The 15,882-nt window shown below is 67.0% G+C and carries 14 protein-coding genes; 8 read left to right on the plus strand and 6 right to left on the minus strand.

Going from position 1 to position 15,882, the window contains the following annotated elements; translation table 11 throughout:
• Window positions 1–13: 13 nt before the first annotated feature.
• Together AC13GA_RS04835 and AC13GA_RS04840 are read right to left on the minus strand one after the other, a co-directional pair.
• On the minus strand, window positions 14–559 hold the full coding sequence (locus tag AC13GA_RS04835; protein ID WP_046987672.1) for a GNAT family N-acetyltransferase: 546 nt from the start codon (window positions 557–559) through the stop codon (window positions 14–16).
• Window positions 560–654: 95 nt separating this feature from the next.
• Window positions 655–1,512 (minus strand): 23S rRNA (adenine(2030)-N(6))-methyltransferase RlmJ, encoded by an 858-nt coding sequence (locus tag AC13GA_RS04840; RefSeq protein WP_482997632.1) that lies wholly within the window; start codon window positions 1,510–1,512, stop codon window positions 655–657.
• Window positions 1,513–1,547: 35 nt separating this feature from the next.
• Between AC13GA_RS04840 and creB the strand changes: the two genes are divergently transcribed.
• The 7 genes from creB (at window position 1,548) to AC13GA_RS04875 (ending at window position 9,416) form a co-directional block, all read left to right on the plus strand.
• Window positions 1,548–2,276: a two-component system response regulator CreB gene (creB, locus tag AC13GA_RS04845; RefSeq protein ID WP_295382006.1), complete on the plus strand. Its 729-nt coding sequence runs from the start codon at window positions 1,548–1,550 to the stop codon at window positions 2,274–2,276.
• Between the two features lie 2 nt (window positions 2,277–2,278).
• On the plus strand, window positions 2,279–3,739 hold the full coding sequence (gene creC, locus AC13GA_RS04850; protein WP_482997633.1) for a two-component system sensor histidine kinase CreC: 1,461 nt from the start codon (window positions 2,279–2,281) through the stop codon (window positions 3,737–3,739).
• A gap of 81 nt (window positions 3,740–3,820) precedes the next feature.
• Window positions 3,821–5,140 carry a cell envelope integrity protein CreD gene (gene creD, locus AC13GA_RS04855; protein WP_046987669.1) on the plus strand — a complete coding sequence of 440 codons (1,320 nt, stop codon included), beginning with the start codon at window positions 3,821–3,823 and terminating at the stop codon, window positions 5,138–5,140.
• 10 nt (window positions 5,141–5,150) lie between these two features.
• Window positions 5,151–5,561 (plus strand): hypothetical protein, encoded by a 411-nt coding sequence (locus AC13GA_RS04860; protein WP_004150406.1) that lies wholly within the window; start codon window positions 5,151–5,153, stop codon window positions 5,559–5,561.
• A 184-nt stretch (window positions 5,562–5,745) separates the two neighbouring features.
• Window positions 5,746–7,329, plus strand: coding sequence for a M28 family metallopeptidase (locus AC13GA_RS04865; protein WP_482997699.1), 1,584 nt, complete (start codon window positions 5,746–5,748; stop codon window positions 7,327–7,329).
• A gap of 157 nt (window positions 7,330–7,486) precedes the next feature.
• On the plus strand, window positions 7,487–8,890 hold the full coding sequence (gene gltX / locus AC13GA_RS04870; RefSeq protein WP_046987667.1) for a glutamate--tRNA ligase: 1,404 nt from the start codon (window positions 7,487–7,489) through the stop codon (window positions 8,888–8,890).
• Window positions 8,891–8,924: 34 nt separating this feature from the next.
• Complete coding sequence (locus AC13GA_RS04875; RefSeq protein ID WP_004150412.1) at window positions 8,925–9,416, plus strand: Fur family transcriptional regulator; 492 nt, start codon at window positions 8,925–8,927, stop codon at window positions 9,414–9,416.
• A gap of 94 nt (window positions 9,417–9,510) precedes the next feature.
• Here AC13GA_RS04875 and AC13GA_RS04880 read toward each other — a convergent pair whose 3' ends face one another.
• The 4 genes from AC13GA_RS04880 to AC13GA_RS04895 form a co-directional block, all read right to left on the minus strand.
• Window positions 9,511–10,671: an HlyD family secretion protein gene (locus tag AC13GA_RS04880; RefSeq protein ID WP_482997634.1), complete on the minus strand. Its 1,161-nt coding sequence runs from the start codon at window positions 10,669–10,671 to the stop codon at window positions 9,511–9,513.
• Window positions 10,672–10,681: 10 nt separating this feature from the next.
• The gene (locus tag AC13GA_RS04885) at window positions 10,682–12,355 is read right to left on the minus strand and encodes an MFS transporter (RefSeq protein ID WP_136640073.1); all 1,674 of its coding nucleotides are present in this window, start codon (window positions 12,353–12,355) and stop codon (window positions 10,682–10,684) included.
• Window positions 12,355–12,921: a TetR/AcrR family transcriptional regulator gene (locus AC13GA_RS04890; protein ID WP_010483118.1), complete on the minus strand. Its 567-nt coding sequence runs from the start codon at window positions 12,919–12,921 to the stop codon at window positions 12,355–12,357. Before AC13GA_RS04890 ends, AC13GA_RS04885 begins: the two co-directional genes overlap by 1 nt.
• A 199-nt stretch (window positions 12,922–13,120) precedes the next feature.
• Window positions 13,121–15,325, minus strand: a complete 2,205-nt coding sequence (locus AC13GA_RS04895; protein ID WP_253077668.1) for a TonB-dependent receptor — start codon at window positions 15,323–15,325, stop codon at window positions 13,121–13,123.
• A gap of 135 nt (window positions 15,326–15,460) precedes the next feature.
• Here AC13GA_RS04895 and AC13GA_RS04900 point away from each other — a divergent pair, with 135 nt between their 5' ends.
• Window positions 15,461–15,874, plus strand: a complete 414-nt coding sequence (locus AC13GA_RS04900; RefSeq protein WP_136640070.1) for a MerC domain-containing protein — start codon at window positions 15,461–15,463, stop codon at window positions 15,872–15,874.
• Window positions 15,875–15,882 lie beyond the last annotated feature (8 nt).

The raw sequence follows: 15,882 nt of genomic DNA on the forward strand, positions 1-15,882 counted from the left end.
CCCGGCGCATCCTTCAGTTGTCCAGTTCCAGCACCATCCGCACCAGGCCCTCGGCGCCGGTCGGGTGCGGGACCGGCTTGAAGCCCAGCGAGGCGGCCAGCTGCTTCATCGGCTCGTTCTCGGCGGCAACGTCGCCGTACAGGCGGTCCAGATACTTGCCACGGGCCCATTTCACCAGCTTGCGCATCAGCTGCCGGCCCAGGCCCTGGCCGATCAGGAAGCGACTGATCAGGATCGCGTACTCGGCTTCACGGGTACCGGGGATGATCGAGGCCCGGGCGACCGCGCCGACTACCGCCTCACCGGCGGGCAGGGATTCGGCAGCGACCAGGGTGATCTCGGTCTTCGGATTCGGGTGGGTCAGGCGCTGGGTGGTTTCCGGCGAGAGCTCGGTCACCGCCTGCAGGAAACGATCACGGATTTCTTCCGGCCCGAACAGGCTGAACGCTGCTTGCAGCGGCGCGCCATCTTCCGGGCGGATGGGGCGGATCAGCAGCTCGTGGCCGCTGGGAGCCTTGAAGATCTCATGCCAGGGCGGCATGCGGTTGCGAGTGGCCATACCGGGTGATTCCTTGGTGGTCCATCGATTGTGGCATCACCGGGGCTGCATTCCGTGAACGAAAGGCTCACGGCGGTACAGCCTCGTGAAGGCCGTTATTCGGGTGCTTTGAGCCAATCCAGGCGGGTGCTGGCGCCGGGCTCGCCCAGGTGCTGGCGCAAGGCCGGCAGGGCCGGGCCGACCACCCGGTCGAACTGCCAGGGTGGGTTGAGCAGCAGCATGCCACTGCCGTTGAGGCGCAGCGGCGAGTCGTCCGGGCGCACCAGGAATTCGATCGTCATCGCCGATTTCACCGGCAACGCGCTGGCCTTGCGCAGGAAATGCAGGATGGTGCGGCGCTGCTTGATCGGGAACCAGACCGCACAGGTGGCCTGCGGCCAGCGCGCCAGGGTCTCGGCCAGGGCGGCCAGGACCGCCTGGTATTCGGCATCCTGGGCCTCGTAGGGCGGATCGATCAGCACCAGGCCGCGGCCGATCTTGCTGCCGTTGAACTTCGGCGGCAACAGCGAGCGCAGCAGCACGTAACCGTCGCCCGGATGCACGCCGACCCGGCTGTCATGGGCGAACAGCGCTTTCAGCGTGGCTGTTTCGGCTTCCTGCAGCTCACAGACCGCCATGCGGTCCTGTGCGCGCATCGCCTGCGCGCTCAGCAGCGGCGAGCCCGGATAGGTGGTCATCGCACCGACCGGATTGCCGGCCTGTACCGCCTTCAGGTAGCGCTCGACCACCTCCGGCAGCTTGGGCTGGGCCATCAACCGCATGATCCCGGACTCGGCCTCCAGGGTCTTGCGGCTCTCTTCGCTGGCCAGCAGGTAGCGGCCGGCACCGCCGTGGGTGTCGAGCACGAAGAACGGGCTGTCCTTGCGCTTGAAGCTGTCGATCAGGGCCAGCTGCACGATGTGCTTGAGCACATCGGCGTGGTTGCCGGCATGGAAGGCGTGGCGATAGTTCATGGGCGGCAGTGTACGGGGCGGCGGCCGCAGCGGCTATGCTGCGCGCCATGACAGCTCCCGTTGCCCATGTCCTGCTGGTCGAGGACGAAGCCGCCATTGCCGAAACCGTGCTCTATGCGCTGCGCAGCGAAGGCTATGCCGCCAGCCACTGCCTGCTCGGCGGTGAGGCTCTGCTGCGGCTGCAGGCCGGCGGCATCGACGTGGTGGTGCTGGATGTCGGCCTGCCCGACCTCGGCGGTTTCGAGGTCTGCCGCCGGCTGCGCGCCTTGCCGGGCCCCGTGGCGCAGCTGCCGGTGATCTTCCTGACCGCCCGCAATGACGAGGTGGATCGCGTACTCGGCCTGGAGCTGGGCGCCGATGACTACATGACCAAGCCGTTCTCGCCGCGCGAGCTGGTGGCGCGGGTGCGCGCGCGCCTGCGCCGTGCGCTGCCAGCGGCATCGGCCACAGCCAGCACCGAAGGTGGCTGGCAGGAGCGGGGCACCTTCGCCATCGACCGCGAGGGCCGGCGTATCCGCTTCCGTGGCCAGGCATTGGACCTGACCCGCTACGAATATGCGCTGCTGGAGGCGCTGCTGCAGCGTCCCGGCGCCATCCTCAGCCGCGCCCAGCTGATGGACCGGGGCTGGGACAGCAGCGCCGACAGTGCCGACCGCACCGTCGATACCCATGTCAAGACGCTGCGCGCCAAGCTGCGTGCGGCCGGTGCCAGCGACGATCCGATCCGTACCCACCGTGGCCTCGGCTACGCGCTGGAGGTCTAGCGATGCGCCTGGTGCTGAAGCTGTTCCTCGGCTTCTTCCTGATCACCGGCATCGCCGCGTTCTTCGTGATGCGCGTGTTCGTCAACGAAGTGAAGCCCGGTGTGCGCCAGGCGATGGAATCGACCCTGGTCGACGCGGCCAACGTACTGGCCGAGATGGCTGCCGCCGACGTCAAGGACGGCACCATCCGCAGCGGCAGCTTCACCCGCAATCTGGCCAAGGCGCGGCAGCGCGACCTGAAGGCGATGGTCTGGCGCTTCCCGAAGCGCTCGCTCGACTACCGGGTGACCATCACCGATGCCAAGGGCATCGTCATCTACGACTCGCTGGGCCGTGACCTGGGCCGCGACAACTCGCGCTGGAACGATGTCTACCGCACCCTGCGTGGCGAGTACGGCGCCCGTTCCAGCCCCGAGATTGCCGGTGAAGAGGGCGATACGGTGATGCACGTGGCTGCACCGGTATACGACCCGGTGGATGGCCGTACGCTGATCGGCGTGCTCAGCCTGGCCCAGCCCAACCGCAGCATCGATCCGTTCATCGCCGCCAGCCAGCGCGCCATCATCGAGCGTGGTGCGTGGCTGATCGGGTTGTCGGCGCTGGTCGGCGTGCTGGTGACGATGTGGCTGACCACCGGTCTCGGCCAGCTCAGCCGCTATGCGCGCGCGGTCACTGCCGGTGAACCGGTGCCACCGCCACGCCGCCGCCGCGACGAGATCGGCGATCTCGGCCAGGCGCTGGAAACCATGCGCCGCAAGCTGGAAGGCAAGGCCTACGTCGAGCAGTACGTGCAGTCACTGACGCACGAGATGAAGAGCCCGCTGGCAGCGATCCGTGGTGCCGCCGAGCTGCTGCAGGAGCCGCTGCCCGAGGCCGACCGCATGCACTTCGCACGCAGCATCGTCGACCAGCAGGAACGCCTGACCGAGACCATCGACAAGCTGCTGGCGCTGGCCGAGGTAGAGCAGCACGGCTGGCTGCAGACCCGCGACCCGATCGCAGTGCCGGTGCTGCTGGCCGATGCTGCTGCGGCGGCGCAGGTGCGCGCACAGGCGGCCGGGGTGCAGGTCCGCATCGGCAGCGTGCCCGACCTGCGCGTGCAGGGCGATACCTATCTGCTGCGGCAGGCGCTGCACAACCTGATCGACAACGCAATTGCGTTTTCTCCGGCCGGCGCGGAGATCGCGCTGCAGGCCGAGGTGGACGGGCAGGGCGTGCGCCTGCAGGTGGCGGACCGCGGTGCCGGCATTCCCGACTATGCGCGCGAACGCGTATTCGAACGCTTCTACTCGCTGGCCCGCCCCGGCAGTGGCCGGCGCAGCTCCGGGCTGGGGCTGCCGTTCGTGCAGGAGGTTGCGCGCCTGCATGGCGGCCGCGCGAGCGTCGACGACCGCGAGGGTGGCGGCACCGTGGCCAGCCTGTGGTTGCCGCTGGCCGTGCCGGGCCAGCGCCCGCGGCGCTGACTTCACACTCGCTTCAAATTCGCCACAAACCCTGCTCACCGCAGCGGTCCATCCTGCAGCCCTCTCCAACGAGGATGGACCATGAAATCCCTGAAGATGCTGCTGAGGTTTGCCATTGTCGGCGGGCTGATCCTGCTGCTGCTGATCCCGCTGATGATGATCCGCGGGGTCATCAACGAGCGCAGCCAGTACCGCGATGAGGCGTTTGCGCGGGTGGCCGACAGCCGCGCCGGCGTGCAGCGCCTGGTGGGTCCGGTGCGTGTGGTGCCGTGGGTGGAACGCAAGGAAGTTGAACTGGTCGACCCGCTGGGAGTCAAGAAGACCGAGGTGCAGGTCACCGAGGGCCATTGGCTGCAGATGCCGGCGTCGCTGGAGGTCGGCGGCGAGATGCTGCCGAGCCAGCGCGAGGTGGGCCTGTTCAAGGTGCCGGTATACAGCTGGAACGGCCAGATGAAGGCCACCTTCGCCGCTGACGACTATCCGGTGAAGGCCGGCCGCAGTTATGGCCAGCCGTACGTGGCGCTGGGCATTTCCGATGTGCGTGGCCTGGTTGGCACACCGAACCTGCGCGTGGATGGCAAGCAGCTGCGCCTGTTGCCGGGTGTGGGCGCGGCCAGTGAGGTGGGTCGTGGCCTGCATGCAGCGGTAGCCGGTTTCGCCGAGGATCACGGCGGTACCCTGGCCGGCAGTGAGGTTGAACTGGAGCTGCGCCTGGACGGCAGCCGCATGCTGTCGGTGGTGCCGGTGGGTGATGACACCAAGATCGCATTGCGCTCCAGCTGGCCGCACCCGTCATTCAGCGGTGCCTTCCTGCCCAACGAGCGTCGTGTCGATGCACAGGGCTTCGATGCACGCTGGGCGGTGTCCTCGCTGGCCTCCGATGCCCAGCGGCAGCTGCGCAGCGACGGTGCGATCGATTCGCAGGCGGTGACGGTGTCGCTGGTTGATCCGGTCGATGCCTATACCCAGGCTGATCGTGCTTCGAAGTACGGCGTTCTGTTCGTGGTGCTGACCTTCGTCGGCTTCATCCTGTTCGAGCTGATCAAGTCGCTGCGCATCCATCCGCTGCAGTACCTGATGGTCGGCCTGGCGCTGGCGATCTTCTTCCTGCTGCTGATCAGCCTGTCCGAGCACATCGCGTTCTGGAAGGCCTATCTGGTCTCTGCGGTGGCCTGTATCGGCCTGCAGGCGGTGTACCTGGCCAACGTGCTGGGTCACTGGAAGCGCGGCCTTGGCTTCGCTGCGCTGCTGACCGTGTTGTATGGCGCGCTGTATGGCCTGCTTGTATCGGAAAACAACGCGCTGCTGATGGGCTCGCTGCTGCTGTTCGTGATCCTGGCGCTGGCGATGTGGGTGACCCGCCGGGTCGACTGGTACGCGCTTGGCGCGGACCTGAAGTAAGGAGCAGGCCATGAGCTGGCGCCAGGGATTGCGGCAACGGGCACGGCAGGGCATTCCGGCCCTGCTGGAAGTGGATGCGCTGCTGCAGGCACATGGCGTGCTGGCGGCCCTGCCGGGGGCACGGATCGCCCCTGGCCTGGTCCGCTTCCAGCTGGCAGCGGTGACCTGCGAGGGATTGCAGGGCCAGGGACTGGCCTGGCTGCAGGGCGCGCGGCAGGGACGCGGCGCGCTGGCAGGCAGGGTGCCGCGCTACCGGCCATGGAAGGCCGGGGCACAGGCGCTGGCCGAGATCGGTATCGGTGGCCTGCCAGGTGACTGGCCCGCACATGCGGCGGTGTATGGCTGCAGCAGCATCGACCGGCGGCACTGGTTGCTGCTGCTGCCGGAACGGGCGCAGTTGTGGCTGGGATGGAGTGGATGAGGTGGCTGGCAGGTGCGAACCAACCACTCTCCCGTGGGTGCGAGCCTTGGTTTGCACGCTTCCATGCCGCCCATGACCGATGGGACGGTATCGCCGCGCCCCTGCTGGCTAGACTCGATGGGTTGATGATCGAGCCGAAGGGCAGGGGTGTGGCGTGTTGAAGTGGAGCGGGCTGAAGTGGGGCATGCTGGCCGCAGCGCTGGCAATGGGTGGCAATGCAGGCGCGCAGCAGCGCGAGACGGTGGACCTGGACATGGTCAGCCGCATCCGCCAGGAGGCCTTCCATCGTTCGCAGGTGATGGACACCTTCAGCTACCTCACCGAACGCATCGGCCCGCGCCTGACCAACTCGCCGGCGATGGGGCGCGCCAACGCCTGGACCCGCGGTAAGTTCAACGAATGGAAGCTGGACAACGTCCACGACGAAGCCTTCGATGACTTCGGCCGTGGCTGGGAGTTCACTTCAGCCAGCGTAGAGATGCTCGGTGACCGCGTGCAGCCGCTGCATGCGCTGCCCAAGGCCTGGACCCCCGGTACCAAGGGCCCGGTCGAAGGCGAGCTGGTGCAGGTCGAAATCAAGAAACCCAAAGACATCGAGAAGTACCGCGGCAAGCTGCGCGGCAAGATCCTGCTGCTGGGCGAGGCGCGCGAGTACAAGCGTGGAACCGAGGCGGATTCGCATCGCCACGATGCCACCTCGCTGGAGGGCCTGCAGGAGTTCACCCTGCCCAAGGACAAGGACGCCACCGCCGAGCGTGCGAAGCGGGTCAAGGAGTACCAGGAGCGCCAGCAACTGGCGACCAAGGTCAATGCGTTCTTCGTGGAAGAGGGCGCGCTGGCCTCGATCAGCATCAGCAGCTGGGACAATGGCATCATCCGTGTCGCCGGTGGTGGTTCGCGAAAGGCCAATGAGTCGGTGGGCATCCCCGAGCTGGCGATGATCGCCGAGCACTTCAATCCGCTGGTGCGCGCACTGGAGGCCAAGCAGACCGTGCGCCTGCGCGTGGACGTGGCCGCGCGCTTCACCGACGAGGCCGACCAGCCCGGCTACAACACGCTGGCCGAGATCCGTGGCAGCAGCAAACCCGATGAGGTGGTGATGATCGGTGCGCACCTGGATTCCTGGCACAGCGGTACCGGTGCGGCCGACAACGCGGCCGGTGTGGCGGTGATGATGGAGGCGATGCGCATCCTCAAGGCCACCGGCGCCAAGCCCAAGCGCACCATCCGGGTGGCGCTGTGGAGCGGTGAGGAGCAGGGCCTGATCGGCTCGCAGGCCTATGTGGCCAAGCACTTCGGCCGGTTCCCGGAACCCACCGACCCGGCACAGAAGGCGCTGCCGGCCTCGCTGCGCGAACCGACCGGCGCGCTGCAGAAGACCCGCGACTACAGCAGGTTCCAGGTCTACTTCAACATGGACAACGGCTCGGGTCGCTTCCGTGGCATCTATGCGCAGGAAAACCTGGCAGCGATGCCGATCTTCGAAGCGTGGCTGGCGCCGTTCCATGACGTCGGCGCCACCACCGTGGCCACTCGCAACACCGGCAGCACCGACCACATCAGCTTCGACCGCATCGGCCTGCCGGGCTTCCAGTTCATCCAGGACCGGCTGGACTACTTCACCAACGTCCACCACAGCCACCTGGACACCTGGGATCACGCCGAGCCGGAAGACCTGAAGCAGGCCGCCGCCATCGTCGCCTCGTTCGCCTACAACGCCGCGACGCGCGAGCAGTCCTTCCCACGCAAGCCCGAACCGCAGCCGTGACAAAAAGGGGACGGAGGGGATTAAGTCGCTTCTCCCCTCCGTTTCCCGGCCGCAGCCCCAGGAACTGGGCAGTCGCGACTTAATCCCCTCCGTCCCCTTTTTCCGTAGGCGGCGGTGGGCTGGTAAAATCGGGGAATTCCCGTTCCTCGAGCCGTCCATGACCTGCCGCACCCGCTTCGCCCCCAGTCCCACCGGCTACCTGCACATCGGTGGTGCCCGCACTGCGCTGTACTGCTGGCTGGAGGCCCGCCACCGTGGCGGCGAGTTCGTGCTGCGCATCGAGGACACTGACCGTGAACGCAGCACCCAGGGCGCGATCGACGCCATCCTGGAGGCGATGGAGTGGCTGGGCCTGGACTATGACGAAGGCCCGATCTACCAGACCGACCGTGTTGCCCGTTACCTGGAAGTGGCCGAGCAGCTGGTGGCCGACGGCAAGGCCTACTACGCCTACGAGACCCGCGAAGAGCTGGACGCGATGCGCGAGGCGGCCATGGCCAAGCAGGAAAAACCGCGCTACAACGGCGCCGCGCGCGAGCTGGGCCTGCCGCGCAAGGACGATCCGAACCGCGTCATCCGCTTCAAGAACCCGCTGCAAGGCACCGTGGTGTTCGACGACCTGATCAAGGGCCGCATCGAGATCGCCAACAGCGAGCTGGACGACATGGTCATCTTCCGCCCGGACGGCTACCCCACCTACAACTTCGCGGTGGTGGTGGATGACTGGGACATGGGCATCACCGAGGTCATCCGCGGCGACGACCACATCAACAACACCCCGCGCCAGATCAACCTGTACGAAGGCATCGGCGCGCCGGTGCCGAAGTTCGGCCACATGCCGATGATCCTGGACGAGCAGGGCGCCAAGCTGTCCAAGCGCACCGGCGCGGCCGACGTGATGCAGTACAAGGACGCCGGCTACCTGCCCGACGCGCTGCTGAGCTACCTGGCCCGCCTGGGCTGGTCGCACGGTGACCAGGAGCTGTTCAGCCGCCAGGAGCTGATCGAGCTGTTCGACGTGAAGGACTGCAATTCCAAGGCCTCGCGCCTGGACATGGCCAAGCTGGGCTGGGTCAACCAGCACTTCCTGAAGACCGAGGAGCCGGCCAGCATCGCGCCGCACCTGGTCTACCAGCTGCAGAAGCTGGGCCTGGACGTGGCCGCTGGACCGGCACCGGTGGACGTGGTGATCGCCCTGCGTGAACGCGTACAGACCCTGAAGGAAATGGCCGAGAAGGCCGTGGTCTGGTACCAGCCGCTGAACGAGTACGACGAAGCAGCGGTGGCCAAGCACTTCAAGGCCGGTGCCGAGGTGGCGCTGGGCAAGGCCCGCGAGCTGCTGGCGGCCTTGCCGGAATGGACCGCCGAGGCGGTGGGCGTGGCCCTGCACGACACCGCCGCCGCGCTGGAGATGGGCATGGGCAAGGTCGCCCAGCCGTTGCGCGTGGCCATCACCGGCACCCAGGTCAGCCCTGACATTTCCCATACTGTGTATCTGGCCGGACGCGATCAGGCCTTGAAACGCATTGATGTGGCCATCACCAAGGTAGCAACGGCCTGAGGCATCCTTGCCAGGCCCGAACCGGAGAACACGCATGCCCGCCAAGACCGCCACTGCTTGTACCGCCCCGCACCATCACGTCCACGACGCATCGGATTTCGTGGCGGTGGTCGAGCGTGTCTCGCGCGAACGCGGGCTGCGCCTGACCCCGATCCGCGCCAATGTGCTGAAGCTGATTGCCGAGGCCGGCAAGCCGGTCAAGGCCTACGAGCTGCTGGAATGGGTGCGCAACGGCAAGGGCGTGGGCGCTGATGCCCCGCCTACCGTATACCGCGCGCTGGACTTCCTGATGGCCAATGGCTTCGTGCACAAGCTGGAATCGGTGAATGCCTTCGTGGCCTGCCACCACCCCAGCAGTGCCGCGCACTCGGTGCCGTTCCTGATCTGCAACAGCTGCCACAGCGCGGTGGAACTGGAAGACCGCGAGATCGTCACCCAGCTGGAAAAGCGCGCCAAGGAGCTGGGCTTCCAGCCGCAGGCGCAGACGTTGGAAGTGCACGGCCTCTGCGCGCGCTGCGCCGGGTGACGCAACGGTAGTGCCGGCCGCTGGCCGGCATGAGGAGCGGGGGTCAGATCCCTTTGCCATTGGCAAAGGGATCTGACCCTGTTTCATGACAAGGCTAGTCCATCGGCTTGCTCGCCGTATCCACCCGCACGATCACCGACATGCCAGGCCGCAGCTGCGCGGCCAGTTTCTGGCCTTCATTGATTGATATCCGCACCGGCAGCCGTTGCACCACCTTGGTGAAGTTGCCGCTGGCGTTGTCCGGGCGCAGCACGCTGAATTCCGAGCCGGTGGCTGGCGCGATCTCCTGCACGCGGCCGCGCAGCACCTGGCCCTGGAACGCGTCCACCGAGAACGAGGCAGGCTGGCCGATCGCCATCGCCCAGGTCTGGCCTTCCTTGTAGTTGGCCACCACCCACAGCGTGTCAGGCACCAGGAACAGCAGCTGGGAACCGGCTGCGACGTACTGGCCCACGCGCACGCTGGCTTCGCTGATCTGGCCGTCGCGCGGCGCGTGGATCACCGTGTTGGCCAGATCGATGCGCGCCAGTTCCAGCTGCGCCTGAGCGCTTTCCACCTGGGCCTCCAGGCTCTTGCGCGCCACCTGGGTTGATACCAGCGTTTCCTCGGCGATGCGGATCTGCGCCTGCGACTGCTGCACGCTGGCTTGTGCCGAGGCCTGGGTGGTGCGGAACTTGTCGCGGTCGTTGATCGATACGAGCTGCTGCGCGGCCAGCTCCTCGTAGCGCTTCAGCTCGTTGCGCGAGCGTTGCAGCTCCGCCTGGCCGGCTGACAACGTGGCCTGCGCGGAGGCGATCTGCGCACGGTTCTGCGCCTGCGACTGGTCCGAGTTGGCCAATGCCGCGCGTGCGCTGTCCAGGGTCGCCTGCGCCTGGGCGACACGTTGCGTGTAGATGCGGTCATCGATGCGCAGCAGCGGCTCGCCCTCCCTCACGTGCTGGAAGTCCTTCACCAGCACTTCGGTCACGTAACCATTCACCTGTGGCGCCATCACCGTGATCTGTCCGCGTACATAAGCGTTGTCGGTCACCATCACGCTGCTGGTGAACGGCCACAGGTGCCAGGCGCGCAGGATCAACGCGATGCCCAGCAGCGCCACTACCACCATCACCACCACGCTGCGCGCGCTGGGCTTGAGATATTTCGGCGCGGCAGCCGGTGCCGCCGGCGTGGGTGCAGGCGCCGCATCGGTCGGCGGCGGTGGAGTGACGTTGTCGGCGTCGATGTCGTCGGGGCGGGGCGGGACGGGAGGCATGGAGGAGGACTCAGCGGGGCGCGGCCGGCGTGGCCGCAGCGAGGGAGGTGGGGTGGCGCTTGCGCCATTGCTTGAGCACGGCGGTGCGCAGTGACAGCAGCAGCAACCAGCACAGGAAGCCGATCGCCAGCCAGCCGCTGAGGGTGAACACGTCGTTGAAGCCGCGCACGTTGGCTTCGCGGCGCGTGGTCTGCGCCAGCTGCGCGCTGCCCTGCGCACTGCGCAGCACCGGGTCGGTGATCTGTGCGCTGTACAGCTGTTGCTGGATGCGCAGGCGCTGCGCCACCACCGGGTCGGCCGGGTCGAGCTGGCTGGTCAACGCGCTGGAGTACAGCTGCTCGCGGTGCAGCTGGAAGGTGCCCAGCACCGCTGAGCCGGCCAAGCCGCCCAGGGTCTGGGTGATCGACAGCGTCACCAGGAAGGTGATCATGTGATCCACACCCTGCTTCAGCGCAGCGGAAATGCCTAGCATGATCAGCGGGCCCATGAACATGCCAGCGCCCACCGAAGCCAGGAACTGGCTGACGTAGAAATCGTGCGGCCGATCCATGCTGGTGCGGTGCTGATCGAAGAAGGCGGCAGCGCCCAGCAGCAGGATCGCCATCAGCAGCTGGGCGATCAGCCGCTTCGGGCCGAAGGTCAGCGATGCACCGGCGATGCCTGTGACCACGCCCGCGAGGATCACCACGAACAGCGGGCGCATCTGGTCCGGGCCCATGCCCAGCGTGCGCATCAGGTTGACCACGCCATAGGACTGTTCGGTGGTCAGGAAGCGGATCAGGAACGCGCCGACGATGAAGTGCAGCACCGGCAACTTCGATAACCAGCGGATCTGCAGCAGCGGATTGCGCCGGTAATGTTCGATGATGAAGGCGGTGGTGGACAGCGCGATCGAGGCGACCAGCGCCCAGCCCAGCCACGGTGTGTTGAGCCACCAGCGGGTGTAGCCCTGCGCCAGCACGATCACCAGCAGGGCGACGGCGGGGGCGAGCAGGGCGAAGGTGAGGAAGTCCAGCGGCTCGAAGGCCTTCACCTGGATGCCGGGCGGCAGCTTCAGCACCACCACTGCCGCGAACGCGCACAGGGCGAGCCCGGCTTCGAACGAGTACAGCTGGTGCCACTGGCCGGTATCGACCAGGCCGGGCGAGACGATCCAGGCAATCGGCACCGCCAGCTGCGACAGGCCCACGCCAACCACCAGCAGGTTGCCGGTGAAGCGGCGCGGCAGCGCCTGCAGCATGTACAGCGTGCCCAGTGTCGAACAGGCCGCGCCGGCGAAGCCACTGGCAGCACGGGTCAGCATCGTGGTCTCGAAGCTGCCGACGAACAGATGCAGGACGGCCAGGGCTGCGTACAGGCCCAGCCCGATCTCGGCGAACAAGCGGATGCCGTACTGCTGGCGGAACTTGAAGGCCAGCAGGTTGGCCGTGACGTTGACCATTGCATAGGCAGCCACCAGCCAGCTGCCCTGGGTCGGGGTCAGTGCCAGCTGGCCCTGCAGGAATGGCAGGTTGGCGGTGACCAGCGCATTGCCGAGGCCACCGGTGATCGCCACCAGCAGCGACACCAGTGCATAGGCCACACGTCGATACGGTGGGTGCCAGGGCATTGAAGCCGAGCCCGGCATGGTCGGCTTCTCGTGCTCCTCCCAATCCGGAACCGGCTTCAGATACGGCTGGACCATCAGCGGGCCTCGCTGGTTGCTCCCTGGAGACCCCCGCGCAGCAGCTGCAGGGCACGCCCGGCCAGGTGGGCGCGCTCGTCGCGGGTCTTGCCGCGCAGGGCTGCGCCCAGCATGCCCGAGATCAGTGAAATGTCCGTCTTCTCCAGGTCGGCACGGCACAGGCCAGCGGCCTTGGCGCGGGCGATCGGTGCTTCCAGCAGATCGCGCACGGTCTCGCGCGCGGTGCGCATGGCTGGCACATCCGAATCGACTGCACGCCAGTAATCGGCCAGTGCCGGCGAATCGATGATGCGCTGGGCCATACCCTCGAACACTTCGAACAGGGCATCGTCGCGGTCGCCGAGCTGTTCGACCTGGCGCCGGATGCGGTCGACCGTACGCTGCAGCAGCGCCTGGATCAGCGCGGTTCGGTCGGGGAAGTTGCGGTACAGGGTGGCGCGGCCCACCTGGGCGCGTTCGACCACCAGGTCCAGCGGGGCGGTGACACCGTGTTGGCCGAACACATGATCGGCGGCGTCGAGGATGAGGGCACGGCGGGCAGCAGCATCGGCACGTTGGGCAGTCATGGAATTATTTTCGGACAAAAGTGTCCGATTGGCGAGACTTTGAGTGACGGGATTGTCCGCTTGTTGTGGTACGCACATCTTTGTGACGGGTGCGTGATGGAGTCGGCCGAAACAAAACCGGGGGCCCGAAGGCCCCCGTGGGATGGCGTGGGGTCAGAGCCCCTTCCTTCGGAAAGGGAGCCGACCCCGCCGTGCGCGATCAGAAGAACGCGCGGATGCCGAATGCGACGCCACGGCCCGGCAGCGGCGAGTAGTCGCGCAGCAGCGAGGTATGCGGGCGCACTTCGCGGTTGGTCAGGTTGCTGCCATCCAGGAACACCTCGTAGCTGTTGCTGGCGTTGCGATCCCAGCGGTAGGCCAGGTGCGCATCGACCAGGGTGTAGCCGTCGCTCGGGGCTTCGTTCTGGGCGACATCCTTCTGGCGGCTGTAACGCACCGCACCGACCGAGGCGCGCCAACCGTCCTTCGACCAGCGCAGGTCGGCACCGACGCGGGCCGGGGCGATGCGCGGCAGGTAGCCGGTGTTGGCCAGCTCCACCGAGTAGTTGTGGCTGTGGTCGCCATGCGGCACGGCAATGTCGAGGTTGCGGCTGCCGCTGCCATCCAGCTTGGCCTTCACGTAGTCGCCGAACAGGCGCAGATCCCAGTCACCGGCGCCACCCTCGAACAGGTGCACCAGCGCTTCGGCCTCGGCACCGCGGAACACCGCGTCCTGCTGGGTCCAGGCGCGAACCGGCAGCCCCTCGGTAACGCCGGTGTCGGCCAGGTAGATGAAGTCCTTGAACTTCGTCTGGTAGACCGAGGCGGAGAAGTCCAGGCGCTCGCTGTGGGTGTGGATGCCCAGTTCCACGCGCTGGCCGCGCTCGGTCTTCAGGTTGGCGTCGCCGATTTCCAGCGAGCGGGTGGCAATGTGCGCGCCGGCGGCATACAGCTCTTCGTTGGTCGGTGCACGCTCGGAGCTGTCCACGCCGATGCGCAGGTCAACGGCATCGTTGAGCTTCCAGATGCCGGCGGCAGACAGGTTGGTGGCGCCGAAGGTGCGGCGGCGATAGTCACCGGTCGGGTCCAGCTTGACCTGGTCGTGGCGGCCGCCCAGTTCCAGCTTGAACGGGCCGAACTGCTTTTCCTGCAGCACGAACAGGCCGATGTTCTTCGTGCCGGTATCCGGAACGAACGCCTCTTCGCCCTTGGCACCGAAATCACTGTTGCCGAACTGCAGGCCGAAGGCGCCGTCCCAGCCGCCGATCTGCTGCTGCACGGCTTCCAGGCGCGCCTCGATGCCGCGGTTGGTGAAGCGGGTGGACGGCGTGCCGGCCTCCAGCTCCACGTGCTCGTAGTCGGTGTAGGCCACGCGTGCATTGATGTTCTTCAGGAACGAGACCGGGTTGTAGATGCCGGCCTTGGTCTCGAAGCGGTTCTGCACCATGTCGATGCGCACGTCATGCTCGTCGCCGCCTTCCTCTTCATCGCCATGGTCGTGACCGTGGTCATGGCCATGATCATCACCATCGGCGTGCACGTGCGCGCCGTTGGGAATGCCGTAGTTGGTGCGGTAGGTGCTGGCCGACGCACCGAAGTAGCCGCCTTCGCCCAGCCACGTTGCGCCGACGCCACCGGCGCGGGTACGGATCGAGCTGTTGTCGAGGCGGCCGCGACGCGGCTCTTCGCCTTCCTCGCCCGCGTGGTCATGGTCGTGATCGTGATGGTCTTCAAGGCTGTCGATCACTGCATAGCCGGGAATGCGGTAGTCGTCGCCATTGCGCACCAGGCCGTCCACATGCAGCACGACATTGCCGCTGACGCCATCGAGGCGGAACATGCCGCTGCGTTCGTTGTTCACCGAATTGCCGCGCAGTTCGGCGCGGCCGCTGAGCGGGCGCTCCGGCAGCTCGCGTGCGATGCGGCCATCCACCACATTGACCGCGCCACCGATGGCACCACTGCCGAACAGCAGCGTGGCCGGGCCCTTCAGCACTTCGATCTGGTCGGCCAGGAACGGCTCGATGCTGGTGGCATGGTCGGCGCTGACGGTGGAGGCATCCATGTTGCCCATGCCATTGGACAGCACGGCCACGCGCGGGCCTTCCTGGCCGCGGATGATCGGGCGGCCGACGCCAGGGCCGAAGAAGGTGCTCTGCACGCCGGGCAGCTTGGCTACGGTATCGCCGAGGGTGCCGGCTTTCTGCTCGTCCAGTCGTTCACCGGCCAGCACATCGACCGGGCGCGCCAGCGATTCGGCATCGCCCTGCAGCGGCGAGGCAGTCACCTGCACCGACGACAGTTCGGTCAGGTGGCGGTCACGATGCGAGGAGTCCTGGCCGGCTGCAAAAGCGGCGGACGGCAGCAGGGCGGCGAGGGCCAGGGCCAGGGAATGCGGCTTGAGCCGCGGGGTGTGGGCGGGCATGAAAGAGTCCTTTGTTACTGTATATCAATCGCTGGGCGCACGAATCCCGTCAGCGGGACAGGGGGAGGGAAACCGTGCGGGTCGGGAACAGATGTTATATTATTCCATAACGATTCGCCGACCCTGCTGGAAGTCATGTCCCTGTCCTCACGCCTGCGCCACCTGCTTGACCGTTTCGGCGCCACTGGTTCGATGCTGTGCGCGGTGCACTGCGCAGTGATCCCCGTGCTGCTGGCGGCGGCGCCGTCGCTGGGCCTGTCGTTCTGGCTGAGCGATGGGGTGGAACAGGCGCTGGTGGTGTTCGTCACGCTGCTGGGGCTGTTCAGTCTGGTCTGGGGTTATCGCCGGCATGGCGCGCTGCGTGCGCTGGGCTTCCTGATCCCTGGCCTGGTCGCGTTGTGGGCTGGCGTGCTGTACGACCCGCTGCACCACAGCGCGGTGCCGCATGCGGTGGTGATGACCATCGGCGGCCTGCTGGTCGGCGTCGCGCACCTGGTCAACCTGCGCCTCAACCACGGCCACGTGCACGACGCCAGCTGCGCGCACTAGGCGCTCCG

Source organism: Stenotrophomonas sp. 22DLJC03 (assembly GCF_056861405.1).